This window comes from Actinomadura scrupuli (genome assembly GCF_050971785.1).
Lineage (GTDB): Bacteria > Actinomycetota > Actinomycetes > Streptosporangiales > Streptosporangiaceae > Actinomadura_E > Actinomadura_E scrupuli.
This window is the reverse complement of record NZ_JBPCCU010000005.1, coordinates 14,291-29,058: the sequence shown is the minus strand read 5'-3', so window position 1 is coordinate 29,058 and position 14,768 is coordinate 14,291. Positions and strand designations below refer to the sequence as shown.

11 protein-coding genes are annotated in these 14,768 nt (G+C 69.7%); 6 read left to right on the top strand and 5 right to left on the bottom strand.

Features of this window, described 5'->3' with window-relative positions:
* The first annotated feature begins 272 nt into the window (after window positions 1-272).
* The 3 genes from leuS (at window position 273) to ACRYCC_RS22730 (ending at window position 5,360) form a co-directional block, all read left to right on the top strand.
* Window positions 273-2,747, top strand: a complete 2,475-nt coding sequence (gene leuS, locus ACRYCC_RS22740; protein WP_433815099.1) for a leucine--tRNA ligase — start codon at window positions 273-275, stop codon at window positions 2,745-2,747.
* 238 nt (window positions 2,748-2,985) lie between these two features.
* Window positions 2,986-4,530: a long-chain-fatty-acid--CoA ligase gene (locus ACRYCC_RS22735; RefSeq protein ID WP_433815098.1), complete on the top strand. Its 1,545-nt coding sequence runs from the start codon at window positions 2,986-2,988 to the stop codon at window positions 4,528-4,530.
* A 32-nt stretch (window positions 4,531-4,562) separates the two neighbouring features.
* Window positions 4,563-5,360 (top strand): hypothetical protein, encoded by a 798-nt coding sequence (locus tag ACRYCC_RS22730; protein WP_433815096.1) that lies wholly within the window; start codon window positions 4,563-4,565, stop codon window positions 5,358-5,360.
* On the opposite strand, the gene ACRYCC_RS22725 is transcribed toward ACRYCC_RS22730, so the two are convergent.
* Window positions 5,353-6,192 carry a helix-turn-helix transcriptional regulator gene (locus ACRYCC_RS22725; RefSeq protein WP_433815094.1) on the bottom strand — a complete coding sequence of 280 codons (840 nt, stop codon included), beginning with the start codon at window positions 6,190-6,192 and terminating at the stop codon, window positions 5,353-5,355. The two genes, ACRYCC_RS22730 and ACRYCC_RS22725, sit on opposite strands and share 8 nt — an antisense overlap.
* Window positions 6,193-6,305: 113 nt before the next feature.
* On the opposite strand from ACRYCC_RS22725, the gene ACRYCC_RS22720 reads away from it, so the two are divergent.
* Window positions 6,306-7,034 (top strand): SDR family oxidoreductase, encoded by a 729-nt coding sequence (locus ACRYCC_RS22720; RefSeq protein ID WP_433815092.1) that lies wholly within the window; start codon window positions 6,306-6,308, stop codon window positions 7,032-7,034.
* A gap of 74 nt (window positions 7,035-7,108) precedes the next feature.
* Here ACRYCC_RS22720 and ACRYCC_RS22715 read toward each other — a convergent pair whose 3' ends face one another.
* Both ACRYCC_RS22715 and ACRYCC_RS22710 read right to left on the bottom strand, forming a co-directional pair.
* The gene (locus ACRYCC_RS22715) at window positions 7,109-8,356 is read right to left on the bottom strand and encodes a cytochrome P450 (protein ID WP_433815090.1); all 1,248 of its coding nucleotides are present in this window, start codon (window positions 8,354-8,356) and stop codon (window positions 7,109-7,111) included.
* Between the two features lie 87 nt (window positions 8,357-8,443).
* Window positions 8,444-9,319 carry an alpha/beta fold hydrolase gene (locus tag ACRYCC_RS22710; RefSeq protein WP_433815088.1) on the bottom strand — a complete coding sequence of 292 codons (876 nt, stop codon included), beginning with the start codon at window positions 9,317-9,319 and terminating at the stop codon, window positions 8,444-8,446.
* 214 nt (window positions 9,320-9,533) lie between these two features.
* Here ACRYCC_RS22710 and ACRYCC_RS22705 point away from each other — a divergent pair, with 214 nt between their 5' ends.
* Window positions 9,534-10,895 carry an aspartate aminotransferase family protein gene (locus ACRYCC_RS22705; protein ID WP_433815087.1) on the top strand — a complete coding sequence of 454 codons (1,362 nt, stop codon included), beginning with the start codon at window positions 9,534-9,536 and terminating at the stop codon, window positions 10,893-10,895.
* Between the two features lie 98 nt (window positions 10,896-10,993).
* Here ACRYCC_RS22705 and ACRYCC_RS22700 read toward each other — a convergent pair whose 3' ends face one another.
* Window positions 10,994-12,544 carry a GMC family oxidoreductase gene (locus ACRYCC_RS22700; RefSeq protein WP_433815085.1) on the bottom strand — a complete coding sequence of 517 codons (1,551 nt, stop codon included), beginning with the start codon at window positions 12,542-12,544 and terminating at the stop codon, window positions 10,994-10,996.
* A gap of 252 nt (window positions 12,545-12,796) precedes the next feature.
* Between ACRYCC_RS22700 and ACRYCC_RS22695 the strand changes: the two genes are divergently transcribed.
* Window positions 12,797-13,480 (top strand): hypothetical protein, encoded by a 684-nt coding sequence (locus tag ACRYCC_RS22695; protein WP_433815083.1) that lies wholly within the window; start codon window positions 12,797-12,799, stop codon window positions 13,478-13,480.
* A 5-nt stretch (window positions 13,481-13,485) separates the two neighbouring features.
* Here ACRYCC_RS22695 and ACRYCC_RS22690 read toward each other — a convergent pair whose 3' ends face one another.
* Window positions 13,486-14,766 carry a class I SAM-dependent methyltransferase gene (locus ACRYCC_RS22690; protein WP_433815082.1) on the bottom strand — a complete coding sequence of 427 codons (1,281 nt, stop codon included), beginning with the start codon at window positions 14,764-14,766 and terminating at the stop codon, window positions 13,486-13,488.
* Between the last annotated feature and the right edge of the window lie 2 nt (window positions 14,767-14,768).

Genomic DNA, 14,768 nt, shown 5'->3' with positions numbered 1-14,768 from the left:
ACGCGGACGGGCCCGGGCGCACTCCTGGCCCGGCCCGCCCGGGGATACGCGGCGAACCTTGCGTTTGCGATACCCTTCAGGTATGCGATTTCGGCGGCTTCTCAGCCCGCCGCGTTGACGCCGACCACCCAGCGCGTCGACGCGGCAGCCCCTCCTGCGTGAGGGGCCCTTTTGTTTGAAGGCCACGGATCAGGCACGGCCTGTGAAAGCGGCCCTCGGGAGAGCACAGCGTCGCAAGCGCCGTCCCGTACGACCAGGTGAGGACCCCAGCAGTGAGCACAGCCGCCGACGAGCACTACGACCCGCGGGCGATCCAGGACAAGTGGCAGGCCCGGTGGGCCGAGCTCGACCCGTTCGCGGCCACCGAGGACACCGGCGACGAGCGGGATCGCCGCTACGCGCTGGACATGTTCCCGTACCCCTCCGGCGACCTTCACATGGGCCATGCCGAGGCGTTCGCGATCGGCGACGTGGTCTCGCGGTACTGGTTCCAGCGGGGCCTCAACGTCCTGCACCCGATCGGCTGGGACTCCTTCGGGCTGCCCGCCGAGAACGCCGCGATCAAGCGGAACTCCCATCCCGCGGAGTGGACGTACGCCAACATCGACACCCAGGCGGCGTCCTTCCACCGGTTCGCGGCGTCGTTCGACTGGTCCCGGCGGCTGCACACCTCCGACCCGGAGTACTACCGGTGGACGCAGTGGCTGTTCCTGCGTTTCTACGAGCGCGGGCTGGCCTACCGCAAGGGCGGCAAGGTCAACTGGTGCCCCAACGACCAGACGGTGCTCGCCAACGAGCAGGTCGTCAACGGCAGGTGCGAGCGCTGCGGGGCCGTGGTGGAGCGCCGCGAGCTCACCCAGTGGTATTTCAAGATCACCGAGTACGCCGACCGCCTGCTGAACGACATGGCGCAGCTCGAGGGCAACTGGCCCGAGCGCGTCCTGCTGATGCAGCGCAACTGGATCGGCCGCTCGGAGGGCGCCGACGTCGACTTCGTGATCGAGGGCCGCGAGCAGCCCGTCACCGTCTACACGACCAGGCCGGACACGCTGTACGGCGCGACCTTCTTCGTCGTCGCCGCCGACGCCCCGCTGGCCGCCGAGATCTGCGCGCCGGAGGCCCGTGCGGCGTTCGAGGCGTACCGGGAGCGGGTCTCCCGGGAGAGCGAGATCGAGCGGCTGTCCACCGAGCGGGAGAAGACCGGGGTCTTCCTCGGCCGCTACGCGCTCAACCCGGTCAACGGCGAGCGCATGCCGGTGTGGGCGTCCGACTACGTGCTGGCCGAGTACGGGCATGGCGCGATCATGGCGGTGCCCGCGCACGACCAGCGCGACCTGGACTTCGCCCGCGCGTTCGGCCTGCCGGTGCGGGTCGTGGTCGACACCGGGGAGGACGACCCCGCGCAGACCGGCGTCGCCACCGCCGGCGAGGGACGGCTGATCAACTCCGGCCCGATCGACGGCCTGACCAAGACCGACGCCATCCCCCGGATCACCGAGGTGCTCGCGGACAAGGGCCTGGGCCGCTCCTCGGTCAACTACCGGCTGCGCGACTGGCTGCTCTCCCGGCAGCGGTTCTGGGGCACCCCGATCCCGATCATCCACTGCGAGTCGTGCGGTGAGGTGCCGGTCCCCGACGACCAGCTGCCGGTGCGGCTGCCCGACGACCTGCGCGGGGCGGACCTGTCCCCCAAGGGCGTGTCGCCGCTGGCCGCGGCCGAGGCGTGGGTCAACGTGGCCTGCCCGAAGTGCGGTGCGGCCGCCAAGCGGGACACCGACACCATGGACACCTTCGTGGACTCGTCCTGGTACTACTTCCGGTACTGCTCGCCGGACTACACCGAGGGCCCGTTCGACACCGAGCAGGTCCGCCGGTGGATGCCGGTCGACCAGTACACCGGCGGCGTCGAGCACGCCATCCTGCACCTGCTGTACAGCCGGTTCTTCACCAAGGTGCTGTACGACATGGGCATGGTGGACTTCACCGAGCCCTTCACCCGGCTGCTCAACCAGGGTCAGGTGATCCTCAACGCCAAGGCGATGTCCAAGACCACCGGCAACCTGGTCGACCTGAGCCAGCAGATCGACGCGTACGGGGTGGACGCCGTACGGCTGACGATGATCTTCGCGGGGCCGCCGGAGGACGACATCGACTGGGCGGACGTCTCCCCCGCCGCGTCGATGAAGTTCCTCTCCCGCGCGCACCGGGTCGCCTCCGAGGTGACCTCGGCCGCCGGCGCCGACCCCGCCGCCGGAGACCTGGAGCTGCGCAAGGTCACCCACCACACCATCGACGAGGTCACCCGGCTGGTCGAGTCGCAGCGCTTCAACGTGGCGATCGCCCGGATCATGTCGCTGGTGTCGGCCGCCCGCAAGGCGATCGACTCGGGTCCGGGCGCCGGTGACCCCGCCGTCCGGGAGGCGGCGGAGACCACGGCGCTGCTGCTGTCGCTGTTCGCGCCCTACACCGCCGAGGAGATGTGGGAGGTGCTCGGCCGCACCGCTCCGGTGGCCAAGGGCGGCTGGCCCGCGGTGGACCCGGCTCTGCTGGTCCAGGAGTCGGTGACCTGCGTGGTCCAGGTCGCGGGCAAGGTGCGCGACCGGCTGGAGGTCTCCCCGGACATCGCGGCGGACGAGCTGGAGCGGCTGGCGCTGGGCTCGGACAAGGTCCAGGCCGCGCTCGGCGGCGCGGGCGTCCGCACGGTCATCGTCCGCGCACCGAAGATCGTCAACATCGTCCCCGCCTGAACCGGCGGGCGAGCGCCCGGTGGGTGATCATGATCATCCGCCGGGCGCTCGTTCCGACCCCTGGCGCACTCCAGTGGCCGGAAACCGCGCGTGGCGCACGAAGACGGCGATTTTCAAACGTGATGGGCGCACGACTGGCGAGACGCCGGGACTCTGCACAAAGATTGCCGGAACATTTACCTACACTCGGCCGTAAGACCAGTGGAATTGGGTAACGCCCCGGCCGTCGAGGAGAGTCATGCTCAACCTGTCCGTCCTGCTCACCGATGCGGCACACGAGACACCCGACCGTGACGCCGTGGTCTTCGGCGACATCCGGCTGTCGTACGCCACGCTCGACGCGATCTCCAATCAGGTGGCGAACCTGCTGACCTCCCGCGGAATCGGACGGGGCGACAAAGTGGCGATCGCCTCGCCCAATCTGCCGTACTTCCCGATGATCTATTTCGGCATCCTGAAGGCCGGCGCGGTCGTCGTACCGCTCAACGTCCTGCTCAAACCGCGTGAGATCGCCTATCACCTGGCCGACTCCGACGCCAAGGCGCTGTTCTGTTTCGAGGGCACGCCGGAACTGCCGCTGGGCGAGACCGGTTATGCCGGATTCACCCAGGTGGACGAGTGCGAGCACTTCTTCCTGCTGCCCGCGAACCCCGCCGCGACCGAGTCGCCGATCCCGGGCGCGGAGCTGTTCTGGCAGGCCCTGGGCGGCCAGTCGAGCGCGTTCGAGCCGGCGCTGACCGCACCCGACGACACCGCGGTGGTGCTCTACACCAGCGGCACCACGGGACAGCCCAAGGGCGCCGAGCTCAGCCACCAGAACATGCTCGTCAACGCCATGGTGTCCGACACCCTGTTCTTCCGGACCCTGCACGACACCTTCCTGGTGGCGCTGCCGCTGTTCCACATCTTCGGGCAGACCTGCCAGATGAACGTCGGCATCTACCGCCGGGCCACCCTGGTGCTGGTGCCCAGGTTCGAGCCGAAGGCGGTGATCGACCTGCTGGTCCGCGAGCGGGTGACCGCGTTCGCCGGGGTGCCCACGATGTACTGGGCGCTGCTCAGCGACGACACCGACCCGGAGAAGGTCAAGGTGATCGGCGAGACCCTCAACGTGGCGGCCGCCGGCGGCGCGTCGCTGCCGCTGGAGGTGCTCAAGGGGGTCAAGGCCAAGTTCGGGGTGGACGTGCTCGAGGGCTACGGCCTGTCGGAGACCTCCCCCGTCGCCTCCTTCAACCGGCCCGACCGGCCCACCAAGCCGGGCTCCATCGGGCTGCCGATCTGGGGCGTCGAGCTCAAGCTGATCGACGACGACTGGAAGACGATCGAGGGTGAGGGCCCGGGCGAGATCGCCATCCGCGGCCACAACGTCATGAAGGGCTACTACGGGCGCCCGGAGGCCACCGCCGAGGCCGTCAAGGACGGCTGGTTCCGCACCGGCGACCTGGCCAGGCGGGACGAGGAGGGCTACTACTACATCGTCGACCGCTCGAAGGACATGATCATCCGCGGTGGCTTCAACGTCTACCCGCGGGAGCTCGAAGAGGTCCTCATGACGCATCCGGCGGTCTCCCTGGTGGCCGTGGTCGGCGTCCCGCACGACTCGCACGGCGAGGAGATCAAGGCGTACGTCATCAGGACCCCGGGCGACACCACCACCGAGGACGAACTGATCGCGTGGGGTAAGGAGAACTTCGCCGCCTACAAGTACCCGCGGATCATCGAGTTCCGTGACACGCTGCCGATGACCGCCACCGGCAAGATCCTCAAGCGCGAACTGCGCTGACCGGGCGGGGGCGGGGAAGTACGCTAGCGACCGTGGCGTACTCCTCCGCTCCCCCACCGGTGTCTCCCGCGCAGCGGCCGCCCGGCCTGCCACCCGGGCCGCCGGCCACCCGGCCCGCCGCCCTGATCGTCGTCGTGGCCTGCGTGGCCGTCGCGGCACTCGTCGCCGCGGGGCTGCTCTTCGTCCTGGTCGGAGGCGACGCGGAGGGCGGGCCCGATCCGTACGCGGGCGAGTATCCGGTGGTCACCGCCGCGCCGACGCCGACCTCCACGGTCACCTGGTCGCCGGCCGGGCGGCCCGCCGGCCCGCTGCGGCCCTTCGCCGGCAAGGGCAGCAAGGTCACCGGCGTCGTGACCGACCGGATCGCGGGGCTGTCCTATGCCCGGCTGGGCGCACCGTGGAAGGCCAAGGGCATCGGCAGCCACACCGGCGGCCAGGAGTACAACGTCCAGAAGCCGAAGTTCCAGTGGCTGAGCGGCGCCTACTCCGGCCCGCTGCAGGACGACCTGGCACCGGCCGCCATCGGGCCGCAGAAACTGCGCGCGGCCGCGGAGCTCACCGCCCAGGACAGCGTGAAGATCTTCGACGCCAAGCTCACGCCGATCGCGGGCCAGCAGCTCAAGGTGAGCGGACGCCCGGCCTGGCTGGCGGGTTACCGGGCGAACTTCACCGACTCCGTCAGCGGGATCACCGAGCGGACGATCGTCGTCGTCGCGGTGGACGCCGGCCGGCGGCTGCCCGCCGTCATGGAGATCTCGGTGGCCAAGCAGGTCTACAAGCTGCTCCCGGACATCACCACGCTGCTCAAGTCGCTGAAGGTCGTCAGGTAGCGCTCATGTCCTGCACTCCGACGACGCCGAGCAGCTTCAGTGCCTCGTGTGAGGGGGTGCCCGGCGCGGCGGTGTAGAGGATGACCTTCTGGTCCCGGTCGGGCACGAGCAGCACGTCACAGTGCAGTTCGAGCTCACCGACCACCGGGTGGTGCATGGTCTTCTTGCTGCCGTGCCGGATCCGTACCTCGCGCTCGGCCCACAGGCCGGCGAACAGCCCGCTGGCCGCGCTCATCTCGGCGACGAGGGTCCGGATTCCGGGGTCGTCGGGGTAGCGGGCCGCCGCGGCGCGCAGGTCGGCGAGGGCCTCGCGGATGAAGCCCCAGTGCGCCTCGTCGAAGTCCTCCGCCGCCGGGTCGTCCTGGAAGAACCAGCGGATCGGGTTGCGGTCCTTGGGCTTGAGAGCCGAGAAGTCGACGATCAGTGCGGCGGCCATGACGTTCCAGGCCAGTACGTCGTACTTGGCGTCCAGCACGTAGGCCGGGGTGTCGTCGAGCCGGTCCAGCAGGAGCATGATGCCCGCCGGCACCTCCTGGGGCGGGCCGGGCGGCGGCGCCGTACGTTCCCCCGCCAGGTTGTAGACGTACTCGCGCTCGGCGTCGGCCAGGCGCAGGGCCCGGGCCAGCGCGCCGAGGATCTGCCGGGAGGGCCGCGGGCCGCGGGCCTGTTCCAGCCGGATGTAGTAGTCGACGCTCATTCCGGCCAGCCGGGCCACCTCCTCCCGGCGCAACCCGGGCGTACGCCTGCGCGCGCCCGCCTCGAGCCCGACGTCCTGGGGCTGGATCCGCTCGCGGCGGCTCTTGAGGAAATCCGCCAGTTCTCTCCTGTCCACCCGCCCAGTGTGACCTGGTTTCACGGATTCGTGCCGCAGCGAGGGTGGTATCACCGATCCCAGCCTGCGCGGGTCTCTCCCGCCGCCGTCGAAGTCCGGGCAGCGTGGTGGGCATGACGACGAACACCATCGCCCTGATCACCGGGGCCAACAAGGGAATCGGTTTCGAGATCGCCCGGCAGCTGGGCGGGACGGTGCTGATCGGCGCCCGTTCCCCGGAGCGGGGCGCGACCGCCGTGGCCACGCTCCGGGCCGAGGGGGCCGACGCCCATGCCGTACGACTCGACGTGACCGACCAGAGCACGATCGAGGCCGCCGCCACGTGGATCGAGGCGGAGTTTGGGCGGCTGGACGTGCTGGTCAACAACGCCGGCGTCACCACCCAGACCCCCGAGACCTTCGCGCCGCCCAGCCTGACCAGCGTCGCCACGGTGCGGGAGAACTACGAGACCAACGTGTTCGGCGTGATCGCCGTGACCAACGCGATGCTGCCGCTGCTGCGCCGGTCCCCGGCGGCGCGCATCGTCAACGTCTCGAGTGAGCTCGGCTCGCTCGGCACCGCCCTGGACTCCTCGATGCCGTACTTCCCGATCAACCTGCTGCCGTACAACAGCTCCAAGACCGCGCTCAACGGCGTGACCGTCGCCTACGCCAAGGAACTGCTGGACAGCCCGATCAAGGTGAACGCCGTGACCCCCGGGTACTGCGCCACGGACCTCAACGGCCACAGCGGGCCGCGCAGCGCCGCGGAGGGCGCCGTGATCGCGGTACGGCTCGCCACGGTGGGTGCCGACGGCCCCACCGGCGGCTTCTTCAGCGACGAGGGCCCCACCCCCTGGTGACCGGGGCCGCCCCTCTTTCGCCGTGCCCTGCCCGGCCGCGCTCGCCGCCGGGCCGGGCACGGCGGCCGGGGCGGTCAGATCTCGTAGCGCAGGTGCTTGATGCCGTTGATGAAGTTGGAGAGCAGGCGGTCGGGCTCACCGACGGCCCGGATGCCCGGCACCTGGGTGAACAGCTCGCGGAACATCACGGTGATCTCACGGCGGGCCAGGTGCGCGCCGAGGCAGAAGTGCGGTCCGGGACCGCCGAACCCGACGTGCGGGTTGGGGTTGCGGCTGATGTCGAAGCGGTCCGGGTCGGTGAACACCGTGTCGTCCCGGTTGGCCGCCCAGTAGTACAGGATCAGCTTGTCGCCGGACTTGATCTCGTGCTCGTTGAGCGTCGTGTCGCAGGTGGCGGTCCGGCGCATCCAGATGACCGGAGAGGTGTAACGGACGATCTCCTCGACCGCGGCGGGGATCCGGGCCTCGAAGTCCTCCAGCAGCAGGGCGCGCTGGTCCGGGTTGGCCGTGAACAGGTCCAGGCCGTGGGCGATGGCGTTGCGGGTGGTCTCGTTGCCGGCGACCACCAGCAGGATGAAGAAGGAGCCGAGCTCCTGGTCGGTGAGCGACTCCCCGTCGATGTTGGCGTTGACGAGGGCGGAGGTCAGGTCGTCGGTCGGGTGCTCACGGCGTTGCCGGCCCAGGTCCTCGACCAGGTCCTTGAGCGTCTGGCCGGCCATGAGCAGGCTCACCGACATCTGCTCGAAGTCGTCGGACTGGACGAACTCGGGGTCGTTGCCGGCCAGGATGACGTTCGAGGCGTCGAAGACCGTCTTGTAGTGCTCCTCCGGGATGCCCATCATGTCGCAGATGATCTTCAGGGGCAGGCGGGCGGCGACGTCGATGACGAAGTCGCCGGTGCCCCCGTTCTTGATCTCGGTCACGATCTGGGCGGCGACCGTCTCCACCTGGTCCTCGAACCGCTGGATCATCTTCGGGGAGAAGGCGCGGGACACGATGCGGCGGATATGGGCGTGCCGCGGATCGTCCATGCTGATCATCGAGCCGAAGTACTCGTTCATGTCCGTGGGCATGTCCGCGATGTTGATCGCGCCCTGCCCGGAACAGAAGTCGGCCGGCCGGCGCGATGCCTCGACGACGTCGGCATGGGAGACCAGCGCGTAGTAGCCCGGCCCCTGCGGCAGGATGACCAGGTCCGGCTCCTCGAAGAAGGCCAGTTCCCTCCGGTCGCGGAGGGACTTGAACGCGGCGTGCCGCTCCGGCAGCGGCCGTGCCCAGAAGTCCCAGTCCGTCAGGTTGATGTCCTCGACTCCGAGCTCCATCGCTCGCCTCCCCAATTAGAACGTCATTCGGTGTCTATCGTGTCAAAGGAACCGCCCACCGCACCAGCCGGGGCCCAGGGTCGTGCGTCACACCGCACGCCGGTCGCGGCACCAGTCCAGGATGAGTCCGTTGACCTCCGCGGGGCGTTCCAGCTGGAGGAAGTGGCCGGCCGCCTCGACGATCTCCATCCGGGACCCGGCCGGCAGGTGCGCCAGCGGGTCGCCGACGGAGCCGGCGCCCAGGCAGCCGTCGTCGGCCCCGTGCAGGTAGAGGACAGGCCGCTCCCCCACCGCGGCGGCGGCCGCCTGCTCCGCCGCGTAGGCCTCCACGTGCCGTGACGTGTCGAGCATGGCCCGGTAGTAGCCGATCGCCGCCGCGACGTTCGGCTCGGCGGCCAGGCACTCCATGACGTGGTCGACGTCGCCCGCGGCCTCGTACCCCGGGGACCAGTCCCGCCACAGACCCGCCACGAAGTCCCGGTCGAGCGCCATCTCGGCCAGCCCGGTCTGGAACAGGAAGATGTAGAACGACCGCTTCAGCTGGTCGTAGGAGAAGAAGCTGGACAGCATCGCCGCCAGCGGTGGCACCGACATCGCCACCACCGCGTTCCAGCGCTGCGGAGCGTGCGCCGCGGCGCCGTACACCGCCGCCGCGCCCCAGTCATGCCCGATCAGCACGGCGTCGGAACCGGCCCCGAAGGCCTCGTGCAGCGCGTTGGCGTCGGCCGCCAGCGCCCCCGTCTGGTACGCGCCGTCCGCGGGCACCGAGGTCGGCGCGTAACCGCGCATGAACGGCGCCACCGCGTGGTAGCCCTCGGCGGCCAGCGCGGGGAGCAGATGCCGCCAGGTGTGCGCCGAATCGGGGAAGCCGTGCAGGCACAGCGCCAGTGGCCCGCCGGCCGGCCCCGCCGACAGGTACCCGAACTCCAGCCCGTTCGCCTCGATCGAGTTGAGCACAGTCATGCGCGCGACGGTACAAGACCGGCGGCCCGGCCGAAGGTGCCGGTACCGGCCAGGACGGCTAGCAGAAAAGCACCACTTCGGATATCGTCGGCCGGAGCATAACAAGCAAGTGAATCAGTGTTGAAATCAGAAGCAAACGACGATATCACTTGCGCCTAGCCGACATGCGCGCGTGTTCCCGCGCCGAGCGACCAGCCCCCCAAGGAAGTACGTGATGACCGACCTGCAGAGCGCGGCCCGGGACCACCTGTGGATGCACTTCACCCGCCACTCGACGTACGAGAACGGCGGCGAGGTGCCGATGATCGTCCGCGGCGACGACGCCTACATCTACGACGACGCCGGCAAGCGCTACCTCGACGGGCTGTCGGGGCTCTTCGTCGTCCAGGCCGGCCACGGCCGCCAGGAGCTCGCCGAGGCCGCCGCCAAGCAGGCCGCCGAGCTCGCCTTCTTCCCGCTGTGGTCCTACGCCCATCCCAAGGCGGTGGAACTGGCCGAGCGGCTGGCGAACGAGGCTCCCGGCGACCTGAACCGGATCTTCTTCTCCTCCGGCGGCGGCGAGTCCGTGGAGAGCGCCTGGAAGCTGGCCAAGCAGTTCTTCAAGCTCACCGGCAAGCCGGCCAAGCACAAGGTCATCAGCCGCGCCATCGCCTACCACGGCACCCCGCACGGTGCGCTGTCGATCACCGGGCTGCCGGAGCTCAAGGCCCCCTTCGAGCCGCTGGTGCCCAGCACCTTCCGGGTGCCCAACACCAACATCTACCGCGCCCCGGTGCACGGCGACGACCCCGAGGCCTTCGGCCGCTGGGCCGCCGACCGCATCGACGAGGCGATCGAGTTCGAGGGCCCCGACACCGTGGCCGCGGTCTTCCTGGAGCCGGTGCAGAACGCGGGCGGATGCTTCCCGCCGCCCCCCGGCTACTTCCAGCGGGTCCGCGAGATCTGCGACAAGCACGACGTGCTGCTGGTCTCCGACGAGGTCATCTGCGCCTACGGCCGGCTCGGCACCATGTTCGGCAGCCAGAAGTTCGGCTACCAGCCCGACATCATCACCAGCGCCAAGGGCCTCACCTCGGGCTACTCACCGCTCGGCGCGATGCTCGCCAGCGACCGGCTGTTCGAGCCGTTCAAGCACGGCGACACCACGTTCGCGCACGGCTACACCTTCGGCGGGCATCCCGTCTCGGCCGCGGTGGCGCTGGCCAACCTCGACCTGTTCGAGCGCGAGGACCTGCTCGGCCACGTCCGGCGCAACGAGGGCGCCTTCCGCGCCACCCTCGAGAAGCTGCTCGACCTGCCCATCGTGGGCGACGTCCGCGGCGACGGCTTCTTCTACGGCATCGAGCTGGTCAAGGACAAGGTGACCAAGGAGACGTTCGACGAGGACGAGTCGGAGCGGCTGCTGCGCGGCTTCCTGTCCAAGGCGCTGTTCGACGCGGGCCTGTACTGCCGCGCCGACGACCGCGGCGACCCCGTCATCCAGCTCTCCCCGCCGCTGATCTGCGACCAGTCCCACTTCGACGAGATCGAGCAGATCCTGCGCGGCGTCCTCACCGAAGCCTGGGCCCAGCTGTAACCCCCACCCGCCCCCAAAAGCCCCACCCCCTCCGTGATCATGCAATCGTTCGTCGGACGATTGCATGATCACGGAGGGCGGGGTGCGGGATCGGCGGGTCAGGCGCGGCGGATCAGATCGGCGGCCTTTTCGCCGATCATGATGCTGGGGGCATGGGTGTGCCCCCGGTTGATCCGCGGCATGACCGAGGCGTCGGCGACCCGCAGGCCCTCGATCCCGCGGACCCTCAGCTCCGGGTCGACCACGGAGTCCTCGTCGGTGCCCATCCGGCAGGTGCCCACCGGGTGGTAGAGCGTCTCGGAGTGCTCCCGGATGTAGCGGGCGAGCGTCTCGTCGTCGTCGGCGCCCGTGTACGGCTCCATCGGCTCCGCCGAGTACGGCGCGAACGGCTCCGCCGCCAGGAGCTCCTCGGCCCTGCGGATGCCGTAGATCATCCGCCGCAGGTCGGTCTCACCGGTCAGGTAGCGGGGATCGATCTGCGGGGCGACGGCCGGGTCGGTGGAGGACAGCCAGAGCCGGCCGATGCTGTCGGGCTGCAACAGCACGACGCCCACCGTGATGCCGTGCCCGGCCGGGGGCTCCAGGCCGTGGTTGATGAACGGCACCGGGGCGAAGATGAGCTCCAGGTCCGGTGCCGGCAGGGCCGGGTCGCTGCGGATGAACGCCACCGCCTCCCCCACGTTGGAGGTGAACGGCCCCTTCTTGCGCAGCAGCCAGCGGGCGAGGTTCCACGGCGAGTCGGCGCTCGCCAGCGTGACCTCGCGGGGACACTGCCGCAGCACCGCCACCGACAGGTGGTCCTCGAGATGCTGCCCCACCTCGGGCATCTCCCGGACCGGCTCGACGCCCAGCTCGCGCAGCTGTTCGGCGTCCCCGATGCCGGAGAGGATGAGCAGCTGCGGGGACCCGATCGCCCCCGCGGCGACGATGACCTCGCGCGCCGCCGTCACCGTGGTGTCGCCGTACTCCACGCCGGTGGCCCGCGACCCCTCGAACACGATCCGCCTGGCGTGCGCGCCCGTGACCACGGTGAGGTTGGGCCGGCCGGCCGCCGGACGCAGGTACGCGTCGGCGGCGCTCCACCGGCGGCCCTTCTTCTGCGTCACCGGCGTCTGCGCGAAGCCCTCGTTGGAGGGCTCGTTGAGCTCGGCGAGCGGCGTGAGGCCCACCACCGCGCAGGCCTCCAGGAAGGCCTGCGTGGTCGGGTTGGGATCGCGCAGCTCGGAGATCCACAGCGGCCCCTCCGTGCCGTAGACCTCGCCCGCGTTGGACCCCTCGCGGTGCTCGGCCTTCTTGAAGTACGGCAGTACGTCCGCGTACGACCAGCCGGGCAGCTCCCACCCGTCGTAGTCGGCCTGGTGGCCACGGACCCACATCATGGCGTTGAGCGACGAGGAGCCCCCCAGCGTCTTGCCGCGCGGCCAGTACAGCTCCCGGTTCTCCAGCTCCGACTGCTTGGCGGTGGCGAAGTTCCAGTCGTACGCGGTCTTGAACAGCTTGGGGAAGGCGGCGGGGACCTGGATCTCGGTCTTGTCGTCGGGGCCTCCGGCCTCGAGCAGGGCGACCTGGACGTCCGGATCCTCGGAGAGCCGGGCGGCGAGCACGCACCCCGCAGACCCGGCCCCGACGATCACATAGTCATATGCCATGGGGGGCTCCTGTGAACCGGGGGCCGAGTGGCCAGCCCCGATATGTCACGGATTACCACTAAGCGGCTTCGGCGTCCATGAACCCTGCACATCCGGCTCTTGATCCGAAGTATGGCTTTCGCCCGTACCCCACGTGTGGCATGTCACGTGGACGTCGCGCTATTCCGACCTTTCGGGACCGAGCGTGCCAGGACTTGCACATCCCTCGATAAGGTGTGCCACTACACCCCCGCAGCATGGAGAGAGTCGAACATGGTTCGTCGTATGGTCGCCGCAGGTCTGCTCGGTACGAGCCTGGCGGTAGCCGCCACCGGCTGCGCCTCCGGCACGGAGAAGAAGGCCTCGCCGGCTCCCCCTTCGGTCACGGCGGCGCCCAGCTCGGCGGCGAGCCAGGCCGCGGGGCAGCTCCCGCCGGGCCTGCACGCGATCAATGACCTCAACCACTACATCAGCGTCGGGGTGCCCGACAGCTGGACCGTCATCAACCTGTCCCCGAGCGAGATCGAGCAGAGCCTGCAGAAGGCCGGGATCACCGATCCGCAGGTCAAGGCCCAGGTCAAGCAGCTCCAGACCGCGGGCGCGCTGTACGCCGTGGACAGCGAGTCCGCCGCCCATTCCTCGAACCGTTTCTCGACCAACCTCAACGGGTTCTGCCAGGCCACCGGGCTGGGCTCGCTGAACGTGCTCAAGGCGGCCGGACCGGATCAGTTCGCCAAGATCGGCGGCCGTAACGTCCAGGTCACCGACGTCACGGTGGACGGCAACCCGGCCCTGCGCTGGTCCTACGAGCTGAAGCTGGCGACCGGGACCATCGAGGGCAGGCAGGTGCAGGCGCTCGCCAAGGGCAAGCTCTGCACCATCACCTTCTCGACGGACCAGATCGACCGCTACGAGACCGTGTTCAACGCCATGATCCCGACCATCCGGCTCACCTGACCGGGTCAGCGCGCGGGCGGCTCCCAGTCCGCCCGCAGCGGGAAGCCCGACTCACCGGAGGGCCCGAGCTTGACGCCGAGCATCTGGTGCAGCTGGATCCAGTTGCGCTCGAATCCGTACCGGCAGCCGGCCATGTAGAGCCGCCACACCCGTGCGGTGCCCTCGCCGACCTCGGCGACCGCCTCGTCCCAGTGGTCGTCGAGGTTGCGGCACCATCCCGCGAGCGTCTTGGCGTAGTGCTCGCGCAGGTTCTCCTCGTGGCGTACCTCGAAGCCCGCGTCGTGCATCTTGGACATGATGTAGCCGGGGCCCTCGAGCTCACCGTCCGGGAAGACGTACCGGTTGATGAAGCCCTCCTTGCGGATCGACTCCTCGGTGTTGTCGGGCCGGGTGATGGTGTGGTTGAGCAGCCGGCCGCCCGGACGCAGCTTGCCGTAGAGGAACGAGAAGTACGCGGGCAGGTTCGCCTGGCCGATGTGCTCGGTCAGGCCGATCGAGCTGATCGCGTCGAACTCCCCCTCGCGCACGTCGCGGTAGTCCAGGTGCCGCACCTCGGCCAGGTCGGCGAGACCGGCGGAGGCGATGGCCTTCTGCGCCCACTCCGCCTGCTCCTTGGACAGGGTCACCCCGAGCGCCTTCACGCCGTACTCCCGCGCGGCGTGCATCACCATGCCGCCCCAGCCGCACCCGACGTCCAGCAGCCGCATGCCCGGCCGCAGCGCCAGCTTCCGCGCCACCAGGTCGAACTTGTGGAACTGCGCCTCCTCCAGCGTCGCGTCCTCGGTGGGATAGCACGCGCAGGTGTAGGCCATCGACGGCCCCAGGACCCACTCGTAGAACTTGTTCGACACGTCGTAGTGGTGATGGATCGCCTGCGCGTCGCGGCGCTTGGAGTGCCGCAGGCCCGCCAGGAACGGCAGCCGGTTGACCCGGACCTCCTGGGGCGGTGGTTCCAGCCTGGTGACGACGGCGGCGCGCAGCAGCGGGTCGTCGGCCACCCGGCGGAGCACCGCGAACTTCTCGCGCACCGTCATGGCGCCGAACACGCTCGACATCCGCACCAGCGCCGTGTACATGTCACCGAAGACATCGATGTGCCCCGATACATAGGCGCGGGCGAGTCCCAGTGCCCCCCGGGACTGGATGAGGTACGACACGGCGTAGGGCGAGCGGATGTCGAACCGGACATCGGCCTCCGGTGTCCCCGCCCGTGATCCGTCGTATGCGGTGAACTCAACGGGCGCGTCCGCAGTGGCGACGCGCTCAAAGACCTCAGCCAGCGACATGG